We start from the raw sequence: 15,535 nt of genomic DNA on the forward strand, positions 1-15,535 counted from the left end.
ACTGCCGGGCCGCATTGGCCCGGCTGGAGCCTGACCGTGAAGCCGCTTATCGAGCTGCAGTTCGACAACCGTTTTGCCCGCCTCGGCGACGCGTTCTCCACCCACGTGCTGCCCGAGCCGATTACCGAGCCGCGCCTGGTGGTCGCCAGTCCGGCCGCCATGGCCCTGCTTGATCTCGACCCGAGCGAGGCCGACAGCGAGGTGTTCGCGCAGATTTTTGCCGGGCACAAGCTGTGGAGCAACGCAGAGCCGCGCGCCATGGTCTATTCCGGGCATCAGTTCGGCGGCTACAACCCACGCCTGGGCGATGGCCGTGGCCTGTTGCTCGGCGAAGTGGTCAACGATGCCGGCGAGTCCTGGGACCTGCACCTGAAAGGCGCCGGGCAAACGCCCTACTCGCGCATGGGCGACGGCCGCGCCGTGCTGCGCTCATCGATCCGCGAATTTCTCGCCAGTGAACACCTGCACGCCCTCGGCATTCCCAGCTCGCGGGCGCTGTGCGTAACCGGCTCCAGCACCCCGGTGTGGCGCGAAAAGCAGGAAACCGCAGCAATGGTGCTACGCCTGGCGCCCAGCCATATCCGCTTCGGTCACTTCGAATACTTCTACTACACCCGCCAGCACGAGCAGCTCAAACAGCTGGCCGACCACGTGCTGCACTGCCACTACGCCGACTGCCTGCAGCAGGAGCAGCCGTACCTGGCGATGTTCCGCGAAATCATCGAGCGTAACGCCGCGATGATTGCCTACTGGCAGGCCTATGGCTTCTGCCACGGGGTGATGAACACCGACAATATGTCGATCCTCGGCATCACCTTCGATTACGGCCCTTACGCCTTTCTCGATGATTTCGACGCCCAGCACATCTGCAACCACTCCGATGACAGCGGCCGTTACTCGTTCAGCAATCAGGTGCCGATTGCCCAATGGAACCTCGCCGCCCTCGGCCAAGCCCTGGTTCCGCTGGTCGATGTCGAGGCGCTACGGGAAACCCTCGGCCTGTTTCTACCGCTGTACCAGGCGCACTACCTCGACCTGATGCGCAAACGCCTGGGCCTGCTCAGCGCCGATGAGGGCGACGAAGCCCTGGTGCAACGCCTGCTGCAACTGATGCAAAACAGCGCGGTGGATTACACCCTGTTCTTCCGTGAACTCGGCGACAGCCCAGCCGCGCAAGCCGTGGCGCGCCTGCGTGATGACTTTACCGACCTGGCCGGCTTCGACGCCTGGGCCGCTGACTACCTGGCGCGCAGCGCGCGCGATGGCGACGAGCAGGTACAACGCCGTATGCGCATGCACGCCGCCAACCCCAAGTACATTTTGCGTAATTACCTGGCGCAGCAGGTGATCGAAGCCGCCGAGCAGGGCGATTACGCCCCGGTGCGCGAACTGCACGCCGTGCTGTCGCGGCCCTTCGACGAGCAGCCCGGCTTCGAACGCTACGCCCAGCGACCACCGGAATGGGGCAAACACCTGGAAATCAGCTGTTCATCCTGAACAGAGCCGTAGGGTGGATGACGCTTTTTCATCCACCAACTGCCGCGGTGGATGGATAGAGCGCCATCCACCCTACAGACGACTCCTTGTAGCCCGACGAGGGGGCTTTAGCCGCGACAATCGCCGCTAAAGCGCCTCCCACATGATAAAAAACCTACGAACCCAACATCCATTCCAGCCCCATGGCCACATGCAGCTCGGTGCTGTCGAGCAACGGCAACGGTGCGTCCAGGCCATCAAGCAGCAAGCCGATCTCGGTGCAACCGAGGATGGATACCTCGGCGCCCTGCTCCTGCAGCGCGCGTAAACAGTCCAGATAAAACGCCCGCGCCGGCGGCAGAAACTGGCCCTGGCAGAGTTCGGCAAAGATCACGCGGTCGACTTCCGCCATCTGCGCCGCGTTCGGGGTGATTACTTCAATGGCAAAGCGCTCGGCCAGGCGCTGACGGTAGAAGTCCTCCTGCATGGTAAAGCGCGTGCCGAGCAAGGCTGCGCGGCGCACACCCTGGCGTTGCAGGGCCTGGCCAACCGCATCACCAATATGCAGCAGAGGTATCTGCAGCGCCGCCTCAATGGCCGGCGCCACCTTGTGCATGGTGTTGGTGGCCAGCAGCAGGGCCGTAGCTCCCGCCCGCTCAAGGCCCTCAGCCGCCTGTGCCAGCACTTGCCCAGCCGCCTGCCAGTCGCCACGCCGCTGCAGTTCGGCGATCTCGGCAAAATCCACGGAATGCAGCAGCAGCGGCGCCGAATGCAGGCCGCCCAACTGCTCGCGCACGCCCTGGTTGAGCAAGCGGTAATAACTGGCCGTGGACTCCCAGCTCATGCCACCCAGAATGCCTAGCTGACGCATATCACCTCCCACTCACTAAAGCCTTGAGCCTAATCCGCCAGCGGTTAAGCGCACAGACACAGTGCGCGCTAGAGCGGCCGGTACAGCCTTATCTATTAAATCGAAAAGGCATATAAACCTTTCCAAACATTCTTAGACTCTCTAAGCAGCAACCCTTATCTTCTCCGCCTTGCGTGGCCGCCCGTCTGGATTGGCGCGCCCGATACCTCACACGAGATTCGCACGCTAAGGATGTTCATGTTCTGGGACTCTCTTCCTCTGCCCCTGCTGTTTGTCGGCGCCCTGCTGGTCTGGGTGCTGTACGCCTTTGTGCGCGAGAAGTGGAGCCCGGACATTGTTGCGGCTATCGCTGTGGCGGCGCTGCTGATTACCCAGTTGCTGACGCCTGCGGAAGTGCTCAGCGTGCTGAGCAACTCGGCACCGGTGACCATCGCCTGCATGTTTGTACTGTCTGCCGCGCTGGAGCGCACCGGTTGCATCGACGCCCTCGGCAACTGGCTGGGCAATCTGGTGGGCACCAGCCCGATTCGTGTGCTTACCGGGCTGACCGTTACCGCCCTGGTAATTTCCGCCTGCCTGAACAACACCCCAGTGGTGGCCATCCTCACCCCGGTGGCGATCGCCCTGGCCCGCCGCGCCGGCACCCTGCCGTCAAAACTGCTGATCCCGCTGTCCTACGCCACCATCCTCGGCGGCACCCTGACCATGATCGGCACCTCGACCAATATTCTGGTCGACGGCGTGGCGCGCAAGGCCGGCCTGGCGCCCTTCGGCATTTTCGAGATCACCGGCGCGGGCTTGATCCTGGCCAGTGTCGGCATGCTCTACCTGCTGACCATCGGCCGCCACCTGCTGCCTAACCGCGAAACCCTGTCCAAGCAGCTGCGCCCGGATCTGGACCGCACCTTTATGACCGAGTTGCTGGTGCCGCACGATTCGCCGGTAATCGGCAAAACTCTGCACGAAGCCAACCTCAACGGCGGCAGCGGCCTGTTGGTGCTGAAACTGTTTCGCGAGGAACTGGAGCTGACCGAACCCGCTGCCGACACCTTACTGGCCAGCGGCGACCGCCTGGTGCTGCACGGCCAGGTCAAGGATGTGGTGGAGCTGCGCGAAAGCGGCCATCTGATCTTCAACCGCAGCGACGCCTTCGAAACCATCAGCAGCCATGACGTGATTCTTGCCGAGGCCATCGTCGGGCGTAACTCGCGCTACAGCCACCGACCGATGCGTGACCTCGACCTGACCGCGCGCTATGGCATAGCCGTCCTAGCGGTGCACCGCCAGGACGAGAATATTCAGGGCAACCTCGACGATTTCGAGCTGCAGTTTGGCGACGTGATGCTGGTGGAAGGCACGCCAACGCAGATCAAGCGTTTCGCCGACAACGGCGAACTGATCAGCCTCAACGCCGTGCAGGAACGCGCCTTCCGCCGCGACAAGGCGCCAATTGCGATCATCGCCACCCTGGCGGTGATGATCCTCGCCGCGTTCGGCGTGATGCCCATCGAAGGCCTGGCGATCATCGGCGCGGTGACCGTGCTGGCGACCCGCTGCCTGGATGTGGAAGACGCCTACAAGGCAGTGGACTGGAAGATCCTCAGCCTGATCTTCGGCATGCTGGCCATCAGCATCGCCATGGACAAAGTTGGCCTGGTCGGCCTGATGGTCAGCAATGTCATGGGGTTGATGCCCTGGGCTGGCCCACTGCTAATGCTGAGCTTTATCTACCTGTTCACCTCGATCCTCACCGAAGTGCTGTCGAACAACGCCGTGGCCGTGCTGGTCACGCCGATTGCCATCGGCATGGCCCAGCACCTGGGCGTCGACCCGCGCGCCTTTGTGGTCGCGGTGATGTTCGCTGCCAGCGCCAGCTTCGCCACACCCATCGGCTATCAGACCAACACCTTCGTCTACAACGCCGGCGGCTATCGCTTTACCGACTTTATGAAAGTCGGCATCCCGCTCAACCTGCTGCGGTGGGTAGTGGCCAGTTTCGTCATCCCTTGGTTCTTCCCGCTAACGCCGGTTTAACAGGCCGTTGAAAACGTAGGCGAGGCAGCCAGCGCAAGGCAAAAACAGGCGAAAAAGCGCAGTTTACGAGCTGTAAATGAGCATTTTGAGCCTGTTTTTAACGCCGCGATGGCAACGCAGGTAGTTTTCAGCGGCCTGTTAGCGGCATAAGCGGCGAATATATCGATCTAACCCAAGGCCCGTTTCATTGCTCCAGCGCATTGACCGGGCCTTGCTGCTTTGCCCATGCTGCCAACCTTCAATCTGCCCTGAAGGAACGCGCGCATGAAATTGGAAACCCTGGCCATCCACGCCGGTTACAGCCCCGACCCGACCACCAAGGCGGTGGCGGTGCCGATCTACCAGACCAGCTCCTTTGCCTTCGATGACACCCAGCACGGTGCCGACCTGTTCGACCTGAAGGTCGCCGGCAATATCTATTCGCGGATCATGAACCCGACCAACGCCGTGCTCGAAGAGCGCGTGGCGGCGCTGGAAGGCGGCGTCGGCGCTCTGGCCGTAGCCTCGGGCATGGCCGCCATCACCTACGCGATCCAGACAGTGGCCGAGGTCGGCGACAATATCGTCTCGGTAGCCAAGCTCTATGGCGGCACCTACAACCTGCTGGCCCACACCCTGCCGCGCTTCGGCATCCAGACCCGCTTCGCCGCCCATGACGACATCGCCGCCCTCGAAGCGCTGATCGACGAGCGCACCAAAGCGGTGTTCTGCGAGTCCATCGGCAACCCGGCCGGCAATATCGTCGACCTCGCCGCCCTCTCCGCAGCTGCGCACCGCCATGGCGTGCCGCTGATCGTCGACAACACCGTGGCCACGCCGATCCTCTGCCGGCCGTTCGAGCATGGCGCAGACATCGTCGTGCACTCGCTGACCAAATACATCGGCGGCCACGGCACCAGCATCGGCGGCATAGTCGTCGACTCCGGCAAGTTCCCCTGGGCCGACAACAAGGCGCGCTTCCCGCTGCTCAACACGCCCGACCCGTCCTACCACGGCGTGACCTACACCGAGGCCTTCGGTCCGGCCGCCTTTATCGGCCGTTGCCGCGTGGTGCCGCTGCGCAACACCGGTGCGGCGCTGTCGCCGTTCAATGCCTTCCTTATCCTGCAGGGGTTGGAAACCCTGGCCTTGCGCATGGAGCGCCACTGCGAGAACGCGCTGAAGGTCGCGCACTACCTGCAAAACCACCCGCAAGTGGCCTGGGTCAAATACGCCGGCCTGCCCGATCATCCCGAGCACGAGCTGGCCGTGCGCTACACCGGCGGCAAGCCGGCGTCGATCCTCTCCTTCGGCATCGTCGGCGGTCAGGCTGCCGGCGCGCGCTTTATCGATGCACTCAAGCTGGTGGTGCGCCTGGTGAACATCGGCGATGCCAAATCGCTGGCCTGCCACCCGGCCTCGACCACCCATCGCCAGCTCAATGACGAAGAGCTGGAGCGCGCCGGTGTACCACGCGACATGGTGCGCCTGTCGATTGGCATCGAGCACAGCGACGATATCCTCGCCGACCTGGCGCAAGCACTGGATGCGGCGGCGGGCTGATCGCCCTTGATATCCGCGCAAGCGACTCCAGATAAGGGGTAACCGCCCCTGGAGTCGCCCATGTCCAACCCTCTGCTGATCCCCTGCCCACACTGCAACGGCCTTAACCGTATTCCTGCCGAGCGCCTGGGCGATGCGCCGCGCTGTGGCCGCTGCAAATCGGAGGTGCTACCAAGCACACCCTTCGAGCTGACCCAGGCCAATTTCGACGCGCAGAACAAAGGCGACCTGCCGCTGTTGATTGATGTGTGGGCCAGCTGGTGCGGCCCCTGCCGCAGCTTTGCGCCCATCTATGAGCAAGCCGCCGCGCAGCTGCAGGGCCACTGCCGCCTGAGCAAGCTGGACAGCGAAGCCAACCCGCAACTGTCGGCGGAGATGGGCATCCGCTCAATCCCCACGCTGATCCTGCTCAAGGGCGGTGTGGAAGTTGCCCGCCAGAGCGGCGCCATGCCCTTGCCGCAACTGTTCGGCTGGTTGCGTCAGCAGGGTATCTGACAGACCGCGCTGAGCGGATTGGTCAATCACACGCCGCCACCGCGGTCATTACCCTGCCATCGACCAACCTTTAGGCTGGCTGCACAACAACAGGTGTGGAGCCAAGCATGACGATGCCAATCGAACTGGTACGCCAGCTCACCGAGGAACAGATCGCCTTTGTCCAACGCAGCGGCCTCAAGGCCGAAGTGCTGGAAGTGGGTCACGTGCACCTACGCATGCCGCTGACGGGTAACCAGAACCATATCGGCAGCATGTACGCCGGCGCGTTGTTCACCCTGGCGGAAATTCCCGGCGGTGCGCTGTTTCTCACCAGCTTCGATGCCCAGCGTTTTTACCCCATCGTCAAGGAAATGAACCTGCGCTTTCGCCGCCCGGCCAGCGGCGATATCTGGGTCGAAGCACGCCTTACGGCGGAAGAAATCCAGCACCTGCAAAAGCAGGCAACAGAACTCGGCAAAGCCGAGTATGTTTTACAGTTGCAGCTAACCGATGAGAGTGGTGAAGTAGTGGTCGAGAGTCGCGGTCTGTATCAATTACGCGCACGCTGACACCTGACCTTGCCCTGGGTCAAAAGTCCAGCTATGACTCGAGGTCACAATAAATGTGCCGACATGCATCGGCAGGAGAGCGCCGACCATGCCCAGTCACATCCTTATTGCCCACGACCTGCGCGACACTGCGGATATGGCGCTGTGCCGCGCCACCCAGCTGGCCAAGCAGTTCAACGCAAAACTGACCATCCTGCATGTGCTCGACCCGAGCAAAAGCAGCCAGGAACATGAGCAGGCCAAGCAGGCACTGGACCGCAGCCTGACCCAGTACGCTCCGGCCGGCAGCCAGCTGCTGATCCGCACCGGCATCAAGCCTTCGGAAGTGGTGTTGCAGCAGCTTAATGAGCTGGGTTGCGACCTGCTGGTGCTCGGCGGCCATCACCAGCGCCACGACTTCTTCTCCGGCACCAGCCTCGACCGCATTGCCCGCAATTGCCCGGTGCCGCTGCTGCTGGTCGCGCGTAACGACTCGCGCCCCTATGAGCGCGCCTTGGCCGCCATCGACTTCTCGCTCTGCGCCTGCAGCGCCCTCGGCCAGGCTTACCGCCTGCTGCCGGAAACCGCCGAACTGCACGCCCTGCATGTGTTCGAGCCGGACAAGGGCACGCCCAAGCAGGTCGAAGCGCAACTGGCCACGCAGAAAGCCCTGATCAATCAGTTGTTGGAAGACGAAGCGCAGAACCTGCCGGAGCAAGGCCCGACCCTGACCCACTCGGTAGAGCAAGGCGGCATCCTGCGCTGCCTGCAAGCGCGCCTGAAAAGCACCAACACCGAACTGCTGGTACTCGGCAGCCACGGCCGCAGCGCGCTGTCGCAAGCCCTGCTCGGCAGCCTGGCGCAGCATTTTCTGCACAAGGCGCCTTGCGATATCTACGTCGTTCGGTAGATATCCTGCGGACAACAAAAAAGCTGCCTAGGCAGCTTTTTTGTTGTCCGCGTAACGATCAGTTGGCGTTAAGCAGGTCATGCAGCTCAACAAACTGCTGGGTCAGCTTGTGGCTGCGGTCCAGGTAGATCAGCGGGGTGCAAGCCTGGTGCGATTCGCGCATCTTCACCGAACTCATCAGGTTGACCGGCAGCACCGGCAAGCCCTCGGCGATCAGTTCATCGAGCAGCTGCTGTGGCAGGCTGGCACGCGGCTGGAACTGGTTGACCACAATGCCTTCCACCTCCAAGCCCTCGTTATGGTCCTCCTTGAGTTCTTCGATTTCGCGCAGCAGGCCATACAGCGCTTGGCGCGAGAAGCTGTCGCAATCAAACGGGATCAGCACGCGGTCGGCGGCGATCAACGCGGAGACGGTGTAGAAGTTCAGCGCCGGCGGGGTGTCCAGGTAAATCCGCTCGTAATCCTCGCTGAGGTCTTCGAGCAATTTGCGCAGCTTGTTGATCTTGTGCTTCTGCTCCAGCTTGGGCTGCAAATCGGCCAGCTCGGCGGTGGCAGTGACCACATGCAGGTTGTCGAACGGCGTTTCGTAGATATCCACGCTGCCTTTCTTGCCGAACGGCGCCGATGACAGCGTGCCCTTGAAGAACTCGGCAATGCCCATGGGAATGTCCTCGCCGGTCAGGCCGGTGAGGTAATGGGTCGAGTTGGCCTGGGCATCCAGGTCGATCAGCAGCGTGCGATAGCCCTGGGAAGCGCTCACCGCGGCCAGGTTGCAGGCAATACTGGACTTACCCACACCGCCCTTCTGATTGAAGATCACGCGCCGCATGAAATACCCCCTGAATCCCGCATAAACCCCGAAGTGGTCCCGGATTCTATGCAAACTACGTGACAAGGGCGAGATTTTCGGCAAAACCGCGCCGCCTCCGGTCAGAACAGCAGGCCACAGATTTGCGCATGGCCCGCACGGTCTGGATAATGCCAGCACTTCGCCACACCTGCTGCCAAGCCCTCCGCTGGTTGCGGCTGGCTGTAGCTGACACGGACGCGCACCGCGTGACACATTTCAGGATCGAACAATGGCGTGCCTGGGCCCCTGGCCTGGACAGCACGGCTGACTGGTGCGCCTGGCATCAGGCACCCTCGCGCCTGGTCGATGCCGGCCAGCAACCGGATGTCAGCGCGCTGCCAGCCATGCAGCGCAGACGCTTAAGCCGCCTGGCGCGGATGGCCTTTCACGTCGCCTGGCCCTTGGCCGAAGCGCACCCTCAATTACCCATGGTGTTCGCCAGTCGGCATGGCGAAACCCCACGCACCCTGACGATTCTGAGCGACCTGGCGCATGGCGAGCCGCTGTCGCCGACCCAGTTCAGCCTCTCGGTGCATAACGCGATCATCGGCCTGTGGTCGATCCAGCGCGGCGATCACAGCGAGATGACCGCCCTGGCCGGCGCTGGCGATGGCCTGGAAAACGCCATACTGGAAGCCTGCGGCATGCTCCATGACGGCGCGCCCGCAGTGTTGCTGGTGATTGCCGAGGAAACCCCTCCCGAGCTTTACGCGCCTTTTATCAATGATGTGCCGTTTCCCTATACCGTCGGCCTGCTGCTGACGCCGGGGGATGACTGGCAGCTACAACTGAGCCGAGCCAACGGCGCCAGCAGCGAATGGCCCCACGCTCTTAACCTGGTCCGCGCCCTGTGCAGCGATCAGCCGACCCTGCAGCACCACTGGAAGAGCCGACAATGGACCTGGTCACGCAACAAGGCCTGAGCCGTTACAGCGCGCCCTATGTCTGGCGGCTGCTTGCCACGGCCCTGAGTTTCAGCTTGTTCGGTATCGGCGGCGTGCTGCTGCGCGTACTGATCTTCCCGCTGCTGGCCCTGCTACCGGGTGATGCCCTAAGCCGGCGCACCCGCGCCCGCGCGGTGGTGAGCAAGACCTTCTACCTGTTCGTGCGCTTTATGTACCGCAACGGCGTGCTGACCTACGAGGTCGAAGGCATCGAACGCCTCGGCCAGCCGGGGCAGATGGTCATCGCCAATCACCCCTCCTTGATCGATGTGGTGGTGCTGATCGCCTTTATTCGCGATGCCAACTGCGTGGTCAAACAGAGCCTGTGGGATAACCCGAGCATGCGCGGCCCCCTGCGCGCGGCCCACTACATCAGCAACAGCGGCAGTATGGACATGCTCGACGAAGCGGCCGGCGCCCTGCAAAGCGGCCAGACCCTGGTGATCTTCCCCGAAGGCACGCGCACCACGCCGGGGCAGGCCCCGGAATTTCACCGTGGCGCGGCGGCTATCGCCATTCGCGGTGCGCGCATCGTTACCCCGGTGGTGATCAGCGTCAGCCCCACTACGCTGACCAAAGCCGAGCCCTGGTACAGCATTCCGTCGCGCCGTTTTCACATTCGCCTGCGCGTAGGCGAGGATATTGACCCACAACAGTTCAATGCCATGGGGCCGCCGCCGATAGCCTCACGCAAACTCAACGATTTTCTGCACCAACACTTTATGAAGGAGCTCGCCAAAGATGAGCGATTTACAGCTGGAAATTAAAAACCTGATCATCGACGCCCTGGGCCTGGAAGACATGGCTGCCGAAGACATCGCCGCCGACCTGACCCTGTTCGGTGAAGGCCTGGGCCTGGACTCGGTCGACGCCCTGGAACTCGGCCTGGCGATCCAGAAACGTTTCGGCATCAAGATCGACGCCGAAGCCAAAGACACCCGCAAGCACTTTGCCAACGTAGCCAGCCTGGCGGCATTCGTGTCATCGCAACAGACCGCCTGAGGAAGCCGCCGATGCAAACCCGTGAAGAGATTTTCGACACCCTGCGCGACGCGCTGGTCGAGCTGTTCGAGTTGGACGCCGAACGTATTACGCCGGAAGCCAACCTCTATCAGGACCTTGAGATCGATAGCATTGACGCTGTGGACCTGATCGACCATATCAAGCGCCAGACCGGCAAGAAGCTTGCGGCCGAAGAGTTCAAGGCTGTGCGCACCGTCGGTGACGTGGTCGAGGCGGTGCTGCAGCTGGTCAACGCCCCAGCCAGCGAATAATGAGTCGCCTATTTGGCCTGCTCCTGCTGCTGGCCGGGCTGCTCTATCCCTTTGCCGTGTACTACGGCATGGAGCATCTGTCGCCACGCCTGTTCGCCGCCGTGCTCGGCGCCCTGTGGCTGGTGCGTGCGCTGAGCCAATGGGGCAAGCCGGGCAATCGCTGGATGACCGCCGTGGCCCTGGGCTTCTGCCTGCTGCTGGGCCTGGCCGGTGAACCTGAATTGCTGCGCTGGTATCCGGTGCTGCTCAACGGCCTGCTGCTGGCGCTGTTCGGCCTGAGCCTGAAGTTCGGCCCACCGCTGATCGAGCGCCTGGCGCGCCTGACCGAGCCGCAGCTGCCGGAAGTGGCGATACGCTACACGCGCCTGGTCACCGCCGTCTGGGCCTGGTTCTTCCTGGCCAACGGCCTGGTGGTAGTGGCACTGAATTTCTGGGCGCCGCTGAGCTGGTGGACGCTGTATACCGGGCTGATTGCCTACGGCCTGATGGGCCTGCTGTTTGCCGGTGAGTGGCTGGTGCGCCAGCGTGTAAGGAGACATGAATGAACTGGCTGCCCCTCGAGCACCTGCTGCTCGAAGCCCACCCAGGTCGCGCAGTAACCGCGGACCTGGACCAGCCCCAGCTGCGCCAGCACGCCCTGCAACTGGCGGCTGAGCTGCAAGGCCGTGGCGTAAAACGCCTGGCGCTGTACCTCGACGATGCCACTGAACTGGCCATCGCCCTGCTGGCCGCCTGGCGCGCCGGGATTGCCGTACTGCTGCCGGCCGATGCCCAGCCGCAAACCCGCCAACGCATGACTACGCAGTGCGACCTTTGGCTGGACAATCTAGATGACCTGCTTAGTCCCGAAAGCGCTGCGCTGCCAGCGGCCCCGCTTGATCTCGACCAGCGCCGACTGACCCTGTGCACCTCCGGTTCCAGCGGCGAAGCCAAGCTGATCGACAAATCCCTGCGCCAGCTGGCCAATGAAGTCACCGCCCTGGAGCAACTGTGGGGCGAGCAACTGGGCAGCGCGACCATCCTTGGCAGCGTCGCCACCCAGCATATCTACGGCCTGCTGTTTCGCGTGCTCTGGCCACTCTGCGCCGGCCGCGCCTTTCTGCGCCGCGCCCAGCCATTCCCCGAAGACTTACAGCGCGAAAGCCTGGCCAGCGGCAGCGACTTTGCCTGGGTCGCCAGCCCGGCTCTGTTGAAGAGAATGGGCGATAACCTCAACTGGCCAGCGCTACGTGCGGTGCGTCAGGTGTTCTCCTCCGGCGGCGCACTGCCAGCTGAAACCGCCACCGAGTTGCACACGCTACTTGGTCAATCGCCAACGGAAATCTACGGCAGCTCGGAAACCGGCGGCATTGCCTGGCGCCAGGGCGGCGAACTGTGGACGCCCTTCGCCGGAATCGACCTGGGGCAGAACGACGAAGGTGCGCTGCACCTGACCTCTCCCTACCTGCCGGCCGGCCACCGCGAGCAGACCGCCGATGCGGTGGAACTGCAGGCCGACGGTCGCTTCGCCCTGCGCGGCCGCATGGACCGGATTATCAAGCTGGAAGAAAAACGCATCTCCCTGCCCATGCTCGAACAGGCGCTAAGCAGCCACGAATGGCTCTGCGATGCACGCCTCGGCGTGGTGCAGGAAGGCCGCGCCTACCTCGGCGCGCTGGTCGCCCTAAGCCCAGCCGGTTTGCACGCACTGCGCAACCAGGGGCGCAAGACCGTCACCGAAACCCTGCGCCGCCATCTGGCCGGTCATTGCGAAGCCATCGCCTTACCCCGGCGCTGGCGCCTGCTCGCGCAGCTGCCTTACAACAACCAAGGCAAGCTGGCGCAAGCCACAGTCGAAGCACTACTGGCCGAGCCACGCCCGACCCAAGTGGCGCCGCTGTCGGCTGTCGAACAGGACGGCGAATGGCAGCTGGAGCTGGTGGTGCCGCTGGATCTCGCGCACTTCACCGGGCACTTCCCACAGACCCCGGTACTGCCCGGCGTGGTGCAGGTCGACTGGGCGCAGCAACTGGCGCGCAGCCTGATAAAAGACCTGCCGCCGCGCTTCAGTGGCATGGAAGTGCTGAAATTCCAGCAACTGGTGCGCCCCGGCGATCAGCTGCAACTGACCCTGCGTTTCGACGCCGCACGCGGCAAGCTGTACTTCGCGTTCCGCAATGGCGAAGCGGCCTGCTCATCCGGGCGGATTCTGCTGGGAGCCGCCAGTGCATAAGCCCTGCGCCGTTATTCCGGTCTACAACCACGAACACGCGCTGCCCGTGGTGGTCGCCGCGCTGCATGCGGCCGGCCTGCCCTGCGTGCTGGTGGACGATGCCTCCAGCCCGGCCTGCGCGGCTGTGATGGATCAGCTGGCCACCCAGCCCGATACCTATCTGCTGCGCCTGGCGGTCAATCAAGGCAAAGGCGGCGCAGTCATGGCCGGTCTGCGTGAAGCGGCGTGCCTGGGCTTTAGCCATGCGCTGCAGGTGGACGCCGACGGCCAGCACGATCTCAGTGATTTGCCGCATTTTATCAACGCCTCGCAAGCCGCCCCTGAGGCGCTGATCTGCGGCTATCCGCAGTACGACGAGAGCGTGCCGAAGGGCCGTCTCTACGCGCGCTACCTGACCCACGTATGGGTGTGGATCAACACCCTGTCGCTGAGCATCCGCGACTCCATGTGCGGCTTTCGCGTGTACCCGCTGCCGGCCACCCTGGCGTTGATCGACGCGGTAAACATCGGCAAGCGCATGGATTTCGACACCGAGATTCTGGTGCGCCTGGCCTGGCGCAATCAGCCGATGCACTGGCTGCCGACCAAGGTGCATTACCCGCTGGACGGTCTCTCACACTTTCGCCTGTGGCACGACAACGCGCTGATCTCGAAGATGCACACCAAGCTGTTCTTCGGCATGTTGCTGCGTGCGCCGCAGATTCTCTGGCGCAGGTGGCAGGCATGAGTGGCCAGCAGCACTGGGCCGGGCAGCGTGAGCGCGGCAGCTTTATCCTGATGAAATTCACTGCAGTGCTGGCACGTCTGCTCGGCCGTCGGCTGATCAGCCCACTGCTGTACCTGATCGTGCTGTATTTCTACCTGTTCGGTGCCAAGGCGCGGCGCAGCATCCGCCAGTACCAGCGCAACCTGGCCAACTGGAGCGGCCGTACCGAGTTGCAGCCCAGCCGCCTGTCGGTGCTGCGCCACTTTATGAGTTTCGCCGACACCCTGCTGGACAAGCTCGATGTGTGGAATGGCAAGCTCGGCCTGGAGCAGGTGACCCTGGTCGACCCGGGCAACGCCTGTGCCCAGCTGCACCAGCAAGGCCGTGGGCAGATGCTGGTGGCCGCACACCTGGGTAATCTGGAAGTCTGCCGCGCACTGGCCGAACTCGGCGAGCAGGTGACGATGAACGTGCTGGTGCACACCAAACACGCCGAACAGTTCAACCGCCTGCTCGGCGAGGCCGGTGCCACCCACCTGCGCCTGATTCAGGTCAGTGAACTGGACGCGGCAATCATGCTGCAATTGTCTGAGCGCCTGGAGCGCGGTGAATGGCTGGCGATTGCCGGCGACCGCGTACCGCTCAAGGGCAGCCGCAAGGTCAACGTGAACTTCCTCGGCAAGCCCGCCGCCTTCCCGCAAGGCCCGTGGTTGCTGGCCGGGCTGCTGCAATGCCCGGTCAACCTGATTCACTGCCTGAAAATCGACAAACGCTATCAGGTGATCATCGAATCCTTCGCCGAGCGCCTGCACTGGAAGCGCAGCGAACGGGACGAGGTGATCCGCCACTGGACCCAGCGCTACGCCGACCAGCTCGCGCAACGCTGTCTGGATGCGCCCCTGCAATGGTTCAATTTCTACCCGTTCTGGAATGAAGATGACGACAAATCAGCCTGATCCCATCGTGTTTGGCGAGCGCCCCTTGAGCATCGAGCAGGTCGTCGCCCTGGCCAGCCGCAGCGCCCCGGCGCAGCTGCAAAGCGATGCCGCCTACCGCGAAAAAATCGCCAAGGGCGCGCGTTTCCTCGACAGCCTGCTGGACAAGGAAGGCGTGATCTACGGTGTTACCACCGGCTACGGCGACTCCTGCGTGGTGGCCGTGCCGCTGCATCAGGTCGAGGCTCTGCCACGCCACCTCTACACCTTCCATGGCTGTGGCCTGGGCAAGCTGCTGGATGAAGCCAGCACCCGCGCCGTGCTGGCCGCGCGGCTGCAGTCGCTGTGTCAGGGCGTTTCCGGGGTGCGCGTGGAACTGCTGGAACGCCTGCAGGCGTTTCTCGAATTTGATGTGCTGCCGCTGATTCCGGAAGAAGGCTCGGTGGGTGCCAGCGGCGACCTGACGCCGCTGTCCTATGTCGCCGCCACCCTATCCGGTGAACGCGAAGTGATGTTCAAAGGCGAGCGGCGCAGCGCCGCCGATGTGCACAAGGAACTCGGCTGGACGCCACTGACCCTGCGCCCCAAGGAAGCCCTGGCGCTGATGAACGGCACCGCAGTGATGACCGCCCTGGCCTGCCAGGCGTTCTCCCGCGCCGATTACCTGCTCAAGCTGGCGACGCGCATCACCGCGCTTAACGTGGTGGCGCTGGAGGGCAATCCGGAGCACTTCGACGAGCGCCTGTTCGCCGCCAA

17 protein-coding genes are annotated in these 15,535 nt (G+C 63.3%); 15 read left to right on the top strand and 2 right to left on the bottom strand.

Annotated features, from left to right (window positions below):
- Positions 1-36 precede the first annotated feature (36 nt).
- Positions 37-1,497 carry a protein adenylyltransferase SelO gene (gene selO, locus Q8O69_RS13950; protein WP_305592915.1) on the top strand — a complete coding sequence of 487 codons (1,461 nt, stop codon included), beginning with the start codon at positions 37-39 and terminating at the stop codon, positions 1,495-1,497.
- 154 nt (positions 1,498-1,651) lie between these two features.
- Here the strand turns inward: selO and Q8O69_RS13955 are convergent, their stop codons facing one another.
- The gene (locus tag Q8O69_RS13955) at positions 1,652-2,347 is read right to left on the bottom strand and encodes an aspartate/glutamate racemase family protein (RefSeq protein ID WP_305592916.1); all 696 of its coding nucleotides are present in this window, start codon (positions 2,345-2,347) and stop codon (positions 1,652-1,654) included.
- Positions 2,348-2,584: 237 nt separating this feature from the next.
- Between Q8O69_RS13955 and Q8O69_RS13960 the strand changes: the two genes are divergently transcribed.
- The 5 genes from Q8O69_RS13960 to Q8O69_RS13980 all read left to right on the top strand — a co-directional run bounded on the left by Q8O69_RS13960 (position 2,585) and on the right by Q8O69_RS13980 (position 7,858).
- The gene (locus Q8O69_RS13960; protein ID WP_305592917.1) at positions 2,585-4,381 is read left to right on the top strand and encodes an SLC13 family permease; all 1,797 of its coding nucleotides are present in this window, start codon (positions 2,585-2,587) and stop codon (positions 4,379-4,381) included.
- Between the two features lie 264 nt (positions 4,382-4,645).
- A complete protein-coding gene (locus Q8O69_RS13965) occupies positions 4,646-5,923 on the top strand; it encodes a bifunctional O-acetylhomoserine aminocarboxypropyltransferase/cysteine synthase (protein ID WP_305592918.1) in 1,278 nt (425 codons plus the stop codon).
- Between the two features lie 60 nt (positions 5,924-5,983).
- Positions 5,984-6,418: a thioredoxin TrxC gene (gene trxC / locus Q8O69_RS13970; RefSeq protein WP_305592919.1), complete on the top strand. Its 435-nt coding sequence runs from the start codon at positions 5,984-5,986 to the stop codon at positions 6,416-6,418.
- A gap of 107 nt (positions 6,419-6,525) precedes the next feature.
- Positions 6,526-6,969, top strand: a complete 444-nt coding sequence (locus Q8O69_RS13975; RefSeq protein ID WP_305592920.1) for a PaaI family thioesterase — start codon at positions 6,526-6,528, stop codon at positions 6,967-6,969.
- 88 nt (positions 6,970-7,057) lie between these two features.
- Entirely contained in the window at positions 7,058-7,858 is an 801-nt protein-coding gene (locus Q8O69_RS13980; RefSeq protein ID WP_305592921.1) for a universal stress protein, read from the top strand.
- A gap of 58 nt (positions 7,859-7,916) precedes the next feature.
- On the opposite strand, the gene Q8O69_RS13985 is transcribed toward Q8O69_RS13980, so the two are convergent.
- A complete protein-coding gene (locus tag Q8O69_RS13985; RefSeq protein ID WP_305592922.1) occupies positions 7,917-8,687 on the bottom strand; it encodes a ParA family protein in 771 nt (256 codons plus the stop codon).
- Positions 8,688-8,914: 227 nt separating this feature from the next.
- Between Q8O69_RS13985 and Q8O69_RS13990 the strand changes: the two genes are divergently transcribed.
- The 9 genes from Q8O69_RS13990 to Q8O69_RS14030 all read left to right on the top strand — a co-directional run.
- Positions 8,915-9,631: a beta-ketoacyl synthase chain length factor gene (locus tag Q8O69_RS13990; RefSeq protein ID WP_305592923.1), complete on the top strand. Its 717-nt coding sequence runs from the start codon at positions 8,915-8,917 to the stop codon at positions 9,629-9,631.
- Positions 9,604-10,419 (top strand): 1-acyl-sn-glycerol-3-phosphate acyltransferase, encoded by an 816-nt coding sequence (locus Q8O69_RS13995; protein WP_305592924.1) that lies wholly within the window; start codon positions 9,604-9,606, stop codon positions 10,417-10,419. The genes Q8O69_RS13990 and Q8O69_RS13995 overlap by 28 nt, the downstream gene beginning before the upstream one ends.
- The gene (locus tag Q8O69_RS14000; RefSeq protein ID WP_090249897.1) at positions 10,394-10,654 is read left to right on the top strand and encodes a phosphopantetheine-binding protein; all 261 of its coding nucleotides are present in this window, start codon (positions 10,394-10,396) and stop codon (positions 10,652-10,654) included. Before Q8O69_RS13995 ends, Q8O69_RS14000 begins: the two co-directional genes overlap by 26 nt.
- Before the next feature lie 11 nt (positions 10,655-10,665).
- Entirely contained in the window at positions 10,666-10,926 is a 261-nt protein-coding gene (locus Q8O69_RS14005) for an acyl carrier protein (protein WP_090380641.1), read from the top strand.
- Positions 10,926-11,471, top strand: coding sequence for a hypothetical protein (locus Q8O69_RS14010; protein WP_305592925.1), 546 nt, complete (start codon positions 10,926-10,928; stop codon positions 11,469-11,471). The genes Q8O69_RS14005 and Q8O69_RS14010 overlap by 1 nt, the downstream gene beginning before the upstream one ends.
- Positions 11,468-13,138, top strand: a complete 1,671-nt coding sequence (locus tag Q8O69_RS14015; protein ID WP_305592926.1) for an acyl-CoA synthetase family protein — start codon at positions 11,468-11,470, stop codon at positions 13,136-13,138. The genes Q8O69_RS14010 and Q8O69_RS14015 overlap by 4 nt, the downstream gene beginning before the upstream one ends.
- Positions 13,131-13,865, top strand: coding sequence for a glycosyltransferase family 2 protein (locus tag Q8O69_RS14020; protein WP_305592927.1), 735 nt, complete (start codon positions 13,131-13,133; stop codon positions 13,863-13,865). Before Q8O69_RS14015 ends, Q8O69_RS14020 begins: the two co-directional genes overlap by 8 nt.
- Entirely contained in the window at positions 13,862-14,800 is a 939-nt protein-coding gene (locus tag Q8O69_RS14025; RefSeq protein ID WP_305592928.1) for a glycosyl transferase, read from the top strand. The genes Q8O69_RS14020 and Q8O69_RS14025 overlap by 4 nt, the downstream gene beginning before the upstream one ends.
- Positions 14,781-15,535: aromatic amino acid ammonia-lyase (locus Q8O69_RS14030; RefSeq protein ID WP_305592929.1), on the top strand; the 755-nt coding region annotated here is incomplete at its 3' end. The genes Q8O69_RS14025 and Q8O69_RS14030, both read left to right, overlap by 20 nt.

It is taken from the genome of Pseudomonas sp., assembly GCF_030690725.1.
Taxonomy (GTDB): Bacteria; Pseudomonadota; Gammaproteobacteria; order Pseudomonadales; family Pseudomonadaceae; genus Aquipseudomonas.

What these genes read in the sequence shown, in the direction of transcription:
- Q8O69_RS13955 (WP_305592916.1), bottom strand. Translation starts at nt 2,347, where the DNA reads ATGCGTCAGCTAGGCATTCTGGGTGGCATGAGCTGGGAGTCCACGGCC.
- Q8O69_RS13960 (WP_305592917.1), top strand. Translation starts at nt 2,585, where the DNA reads ATGTTCTGGGACTCTCTTCCTCTGCCCCTGCTGTTTGTCGGCGCCCTG.
- Q8O69_RS13965 (WP_305592918.1), top strand. Translation starts at nt 4,646, where the DNA reads ATGAAATTGGAAACCCTGGCCATCCACGCCGGTTACAGCCCCGACCCG.
- trxC (WP_305592919.1), top strand. Translation starts at nt 5,984, where the DNA reads ATGTCCAACCCTCTGCTGATCCCCTGCCCACACTGCAACGGCCTTAAC.
- Q8O69_RS13975 (WP_305592920.1), top strand. Translation starts at nt 6,526, where the DNA reads ATGACGATGCCAATCGAACTGGTACGCCAGCTCACCGAGGAACAGATC.
- Q8O69_RS13980 (WP_305592921.1), top strand. Translation starts at nt 7,058, where the DNA reads ATGCCCAGTCACATCCTTATTGCCCACGACCTGCGCGACACTGCGGAT.
- Q8O69_RS13985 (WP_305592922.1), bottom strand. Translation starts at nt 8,687, where the DNA reads ATGCGGCGCGTGATCTTCAATCAGAAGGGCGGTGTGGGTAAGTCCAGT.
- Q8O69_RS13995 (WP_305592924.1), top strand. Translation starts at nt 9,604, where the DNA reads ATGGACCTGGTCACGCAACAAGGCCTGAGCCGTTACAGCGCGCCCTAT.
- Q8O69_RS14000 (WP_090249897.1), top strand. Translation starts at nt 10,394, where the DNA reads ATGAGCGATTTACAGCTGGAAATTAAAAACCTGATCATCGACGCCCTG.
- Q8O69_RS14005 (WP_090380641.1), top strand. Translation starts at nt 10,666, where the DNA reads ATGCAAACCCGTGAAGAGATTTTCGACACCCTGCGCGACGCGCTGGTC.
- Q8O69_RS14010 (WP_305592925.1), top strand. Translation starts at nt 10,926, where the DNA reads ATGAGTCGCCTATTTGGCCTGCTCCTGCTGCTGGCCGGGCTGCTCTAT.
- Q8O69_RS14015 (WP_305592926.1), top strand. Translation starts at nt 11,468, where the DNA reads ATGAACTGGCTGCCCCTCGAGCACCTGCTGCTCGAAGCCCACCCAGGT.
- Q8O69_RS14025 (WP_305592928.1), top strand. Translation starts at nt 13,862, where the DNA reads ATGAGTGGCCAGCAGCACTGGGCCGGGCAGCGTGAGCGCGGCAGCTTT.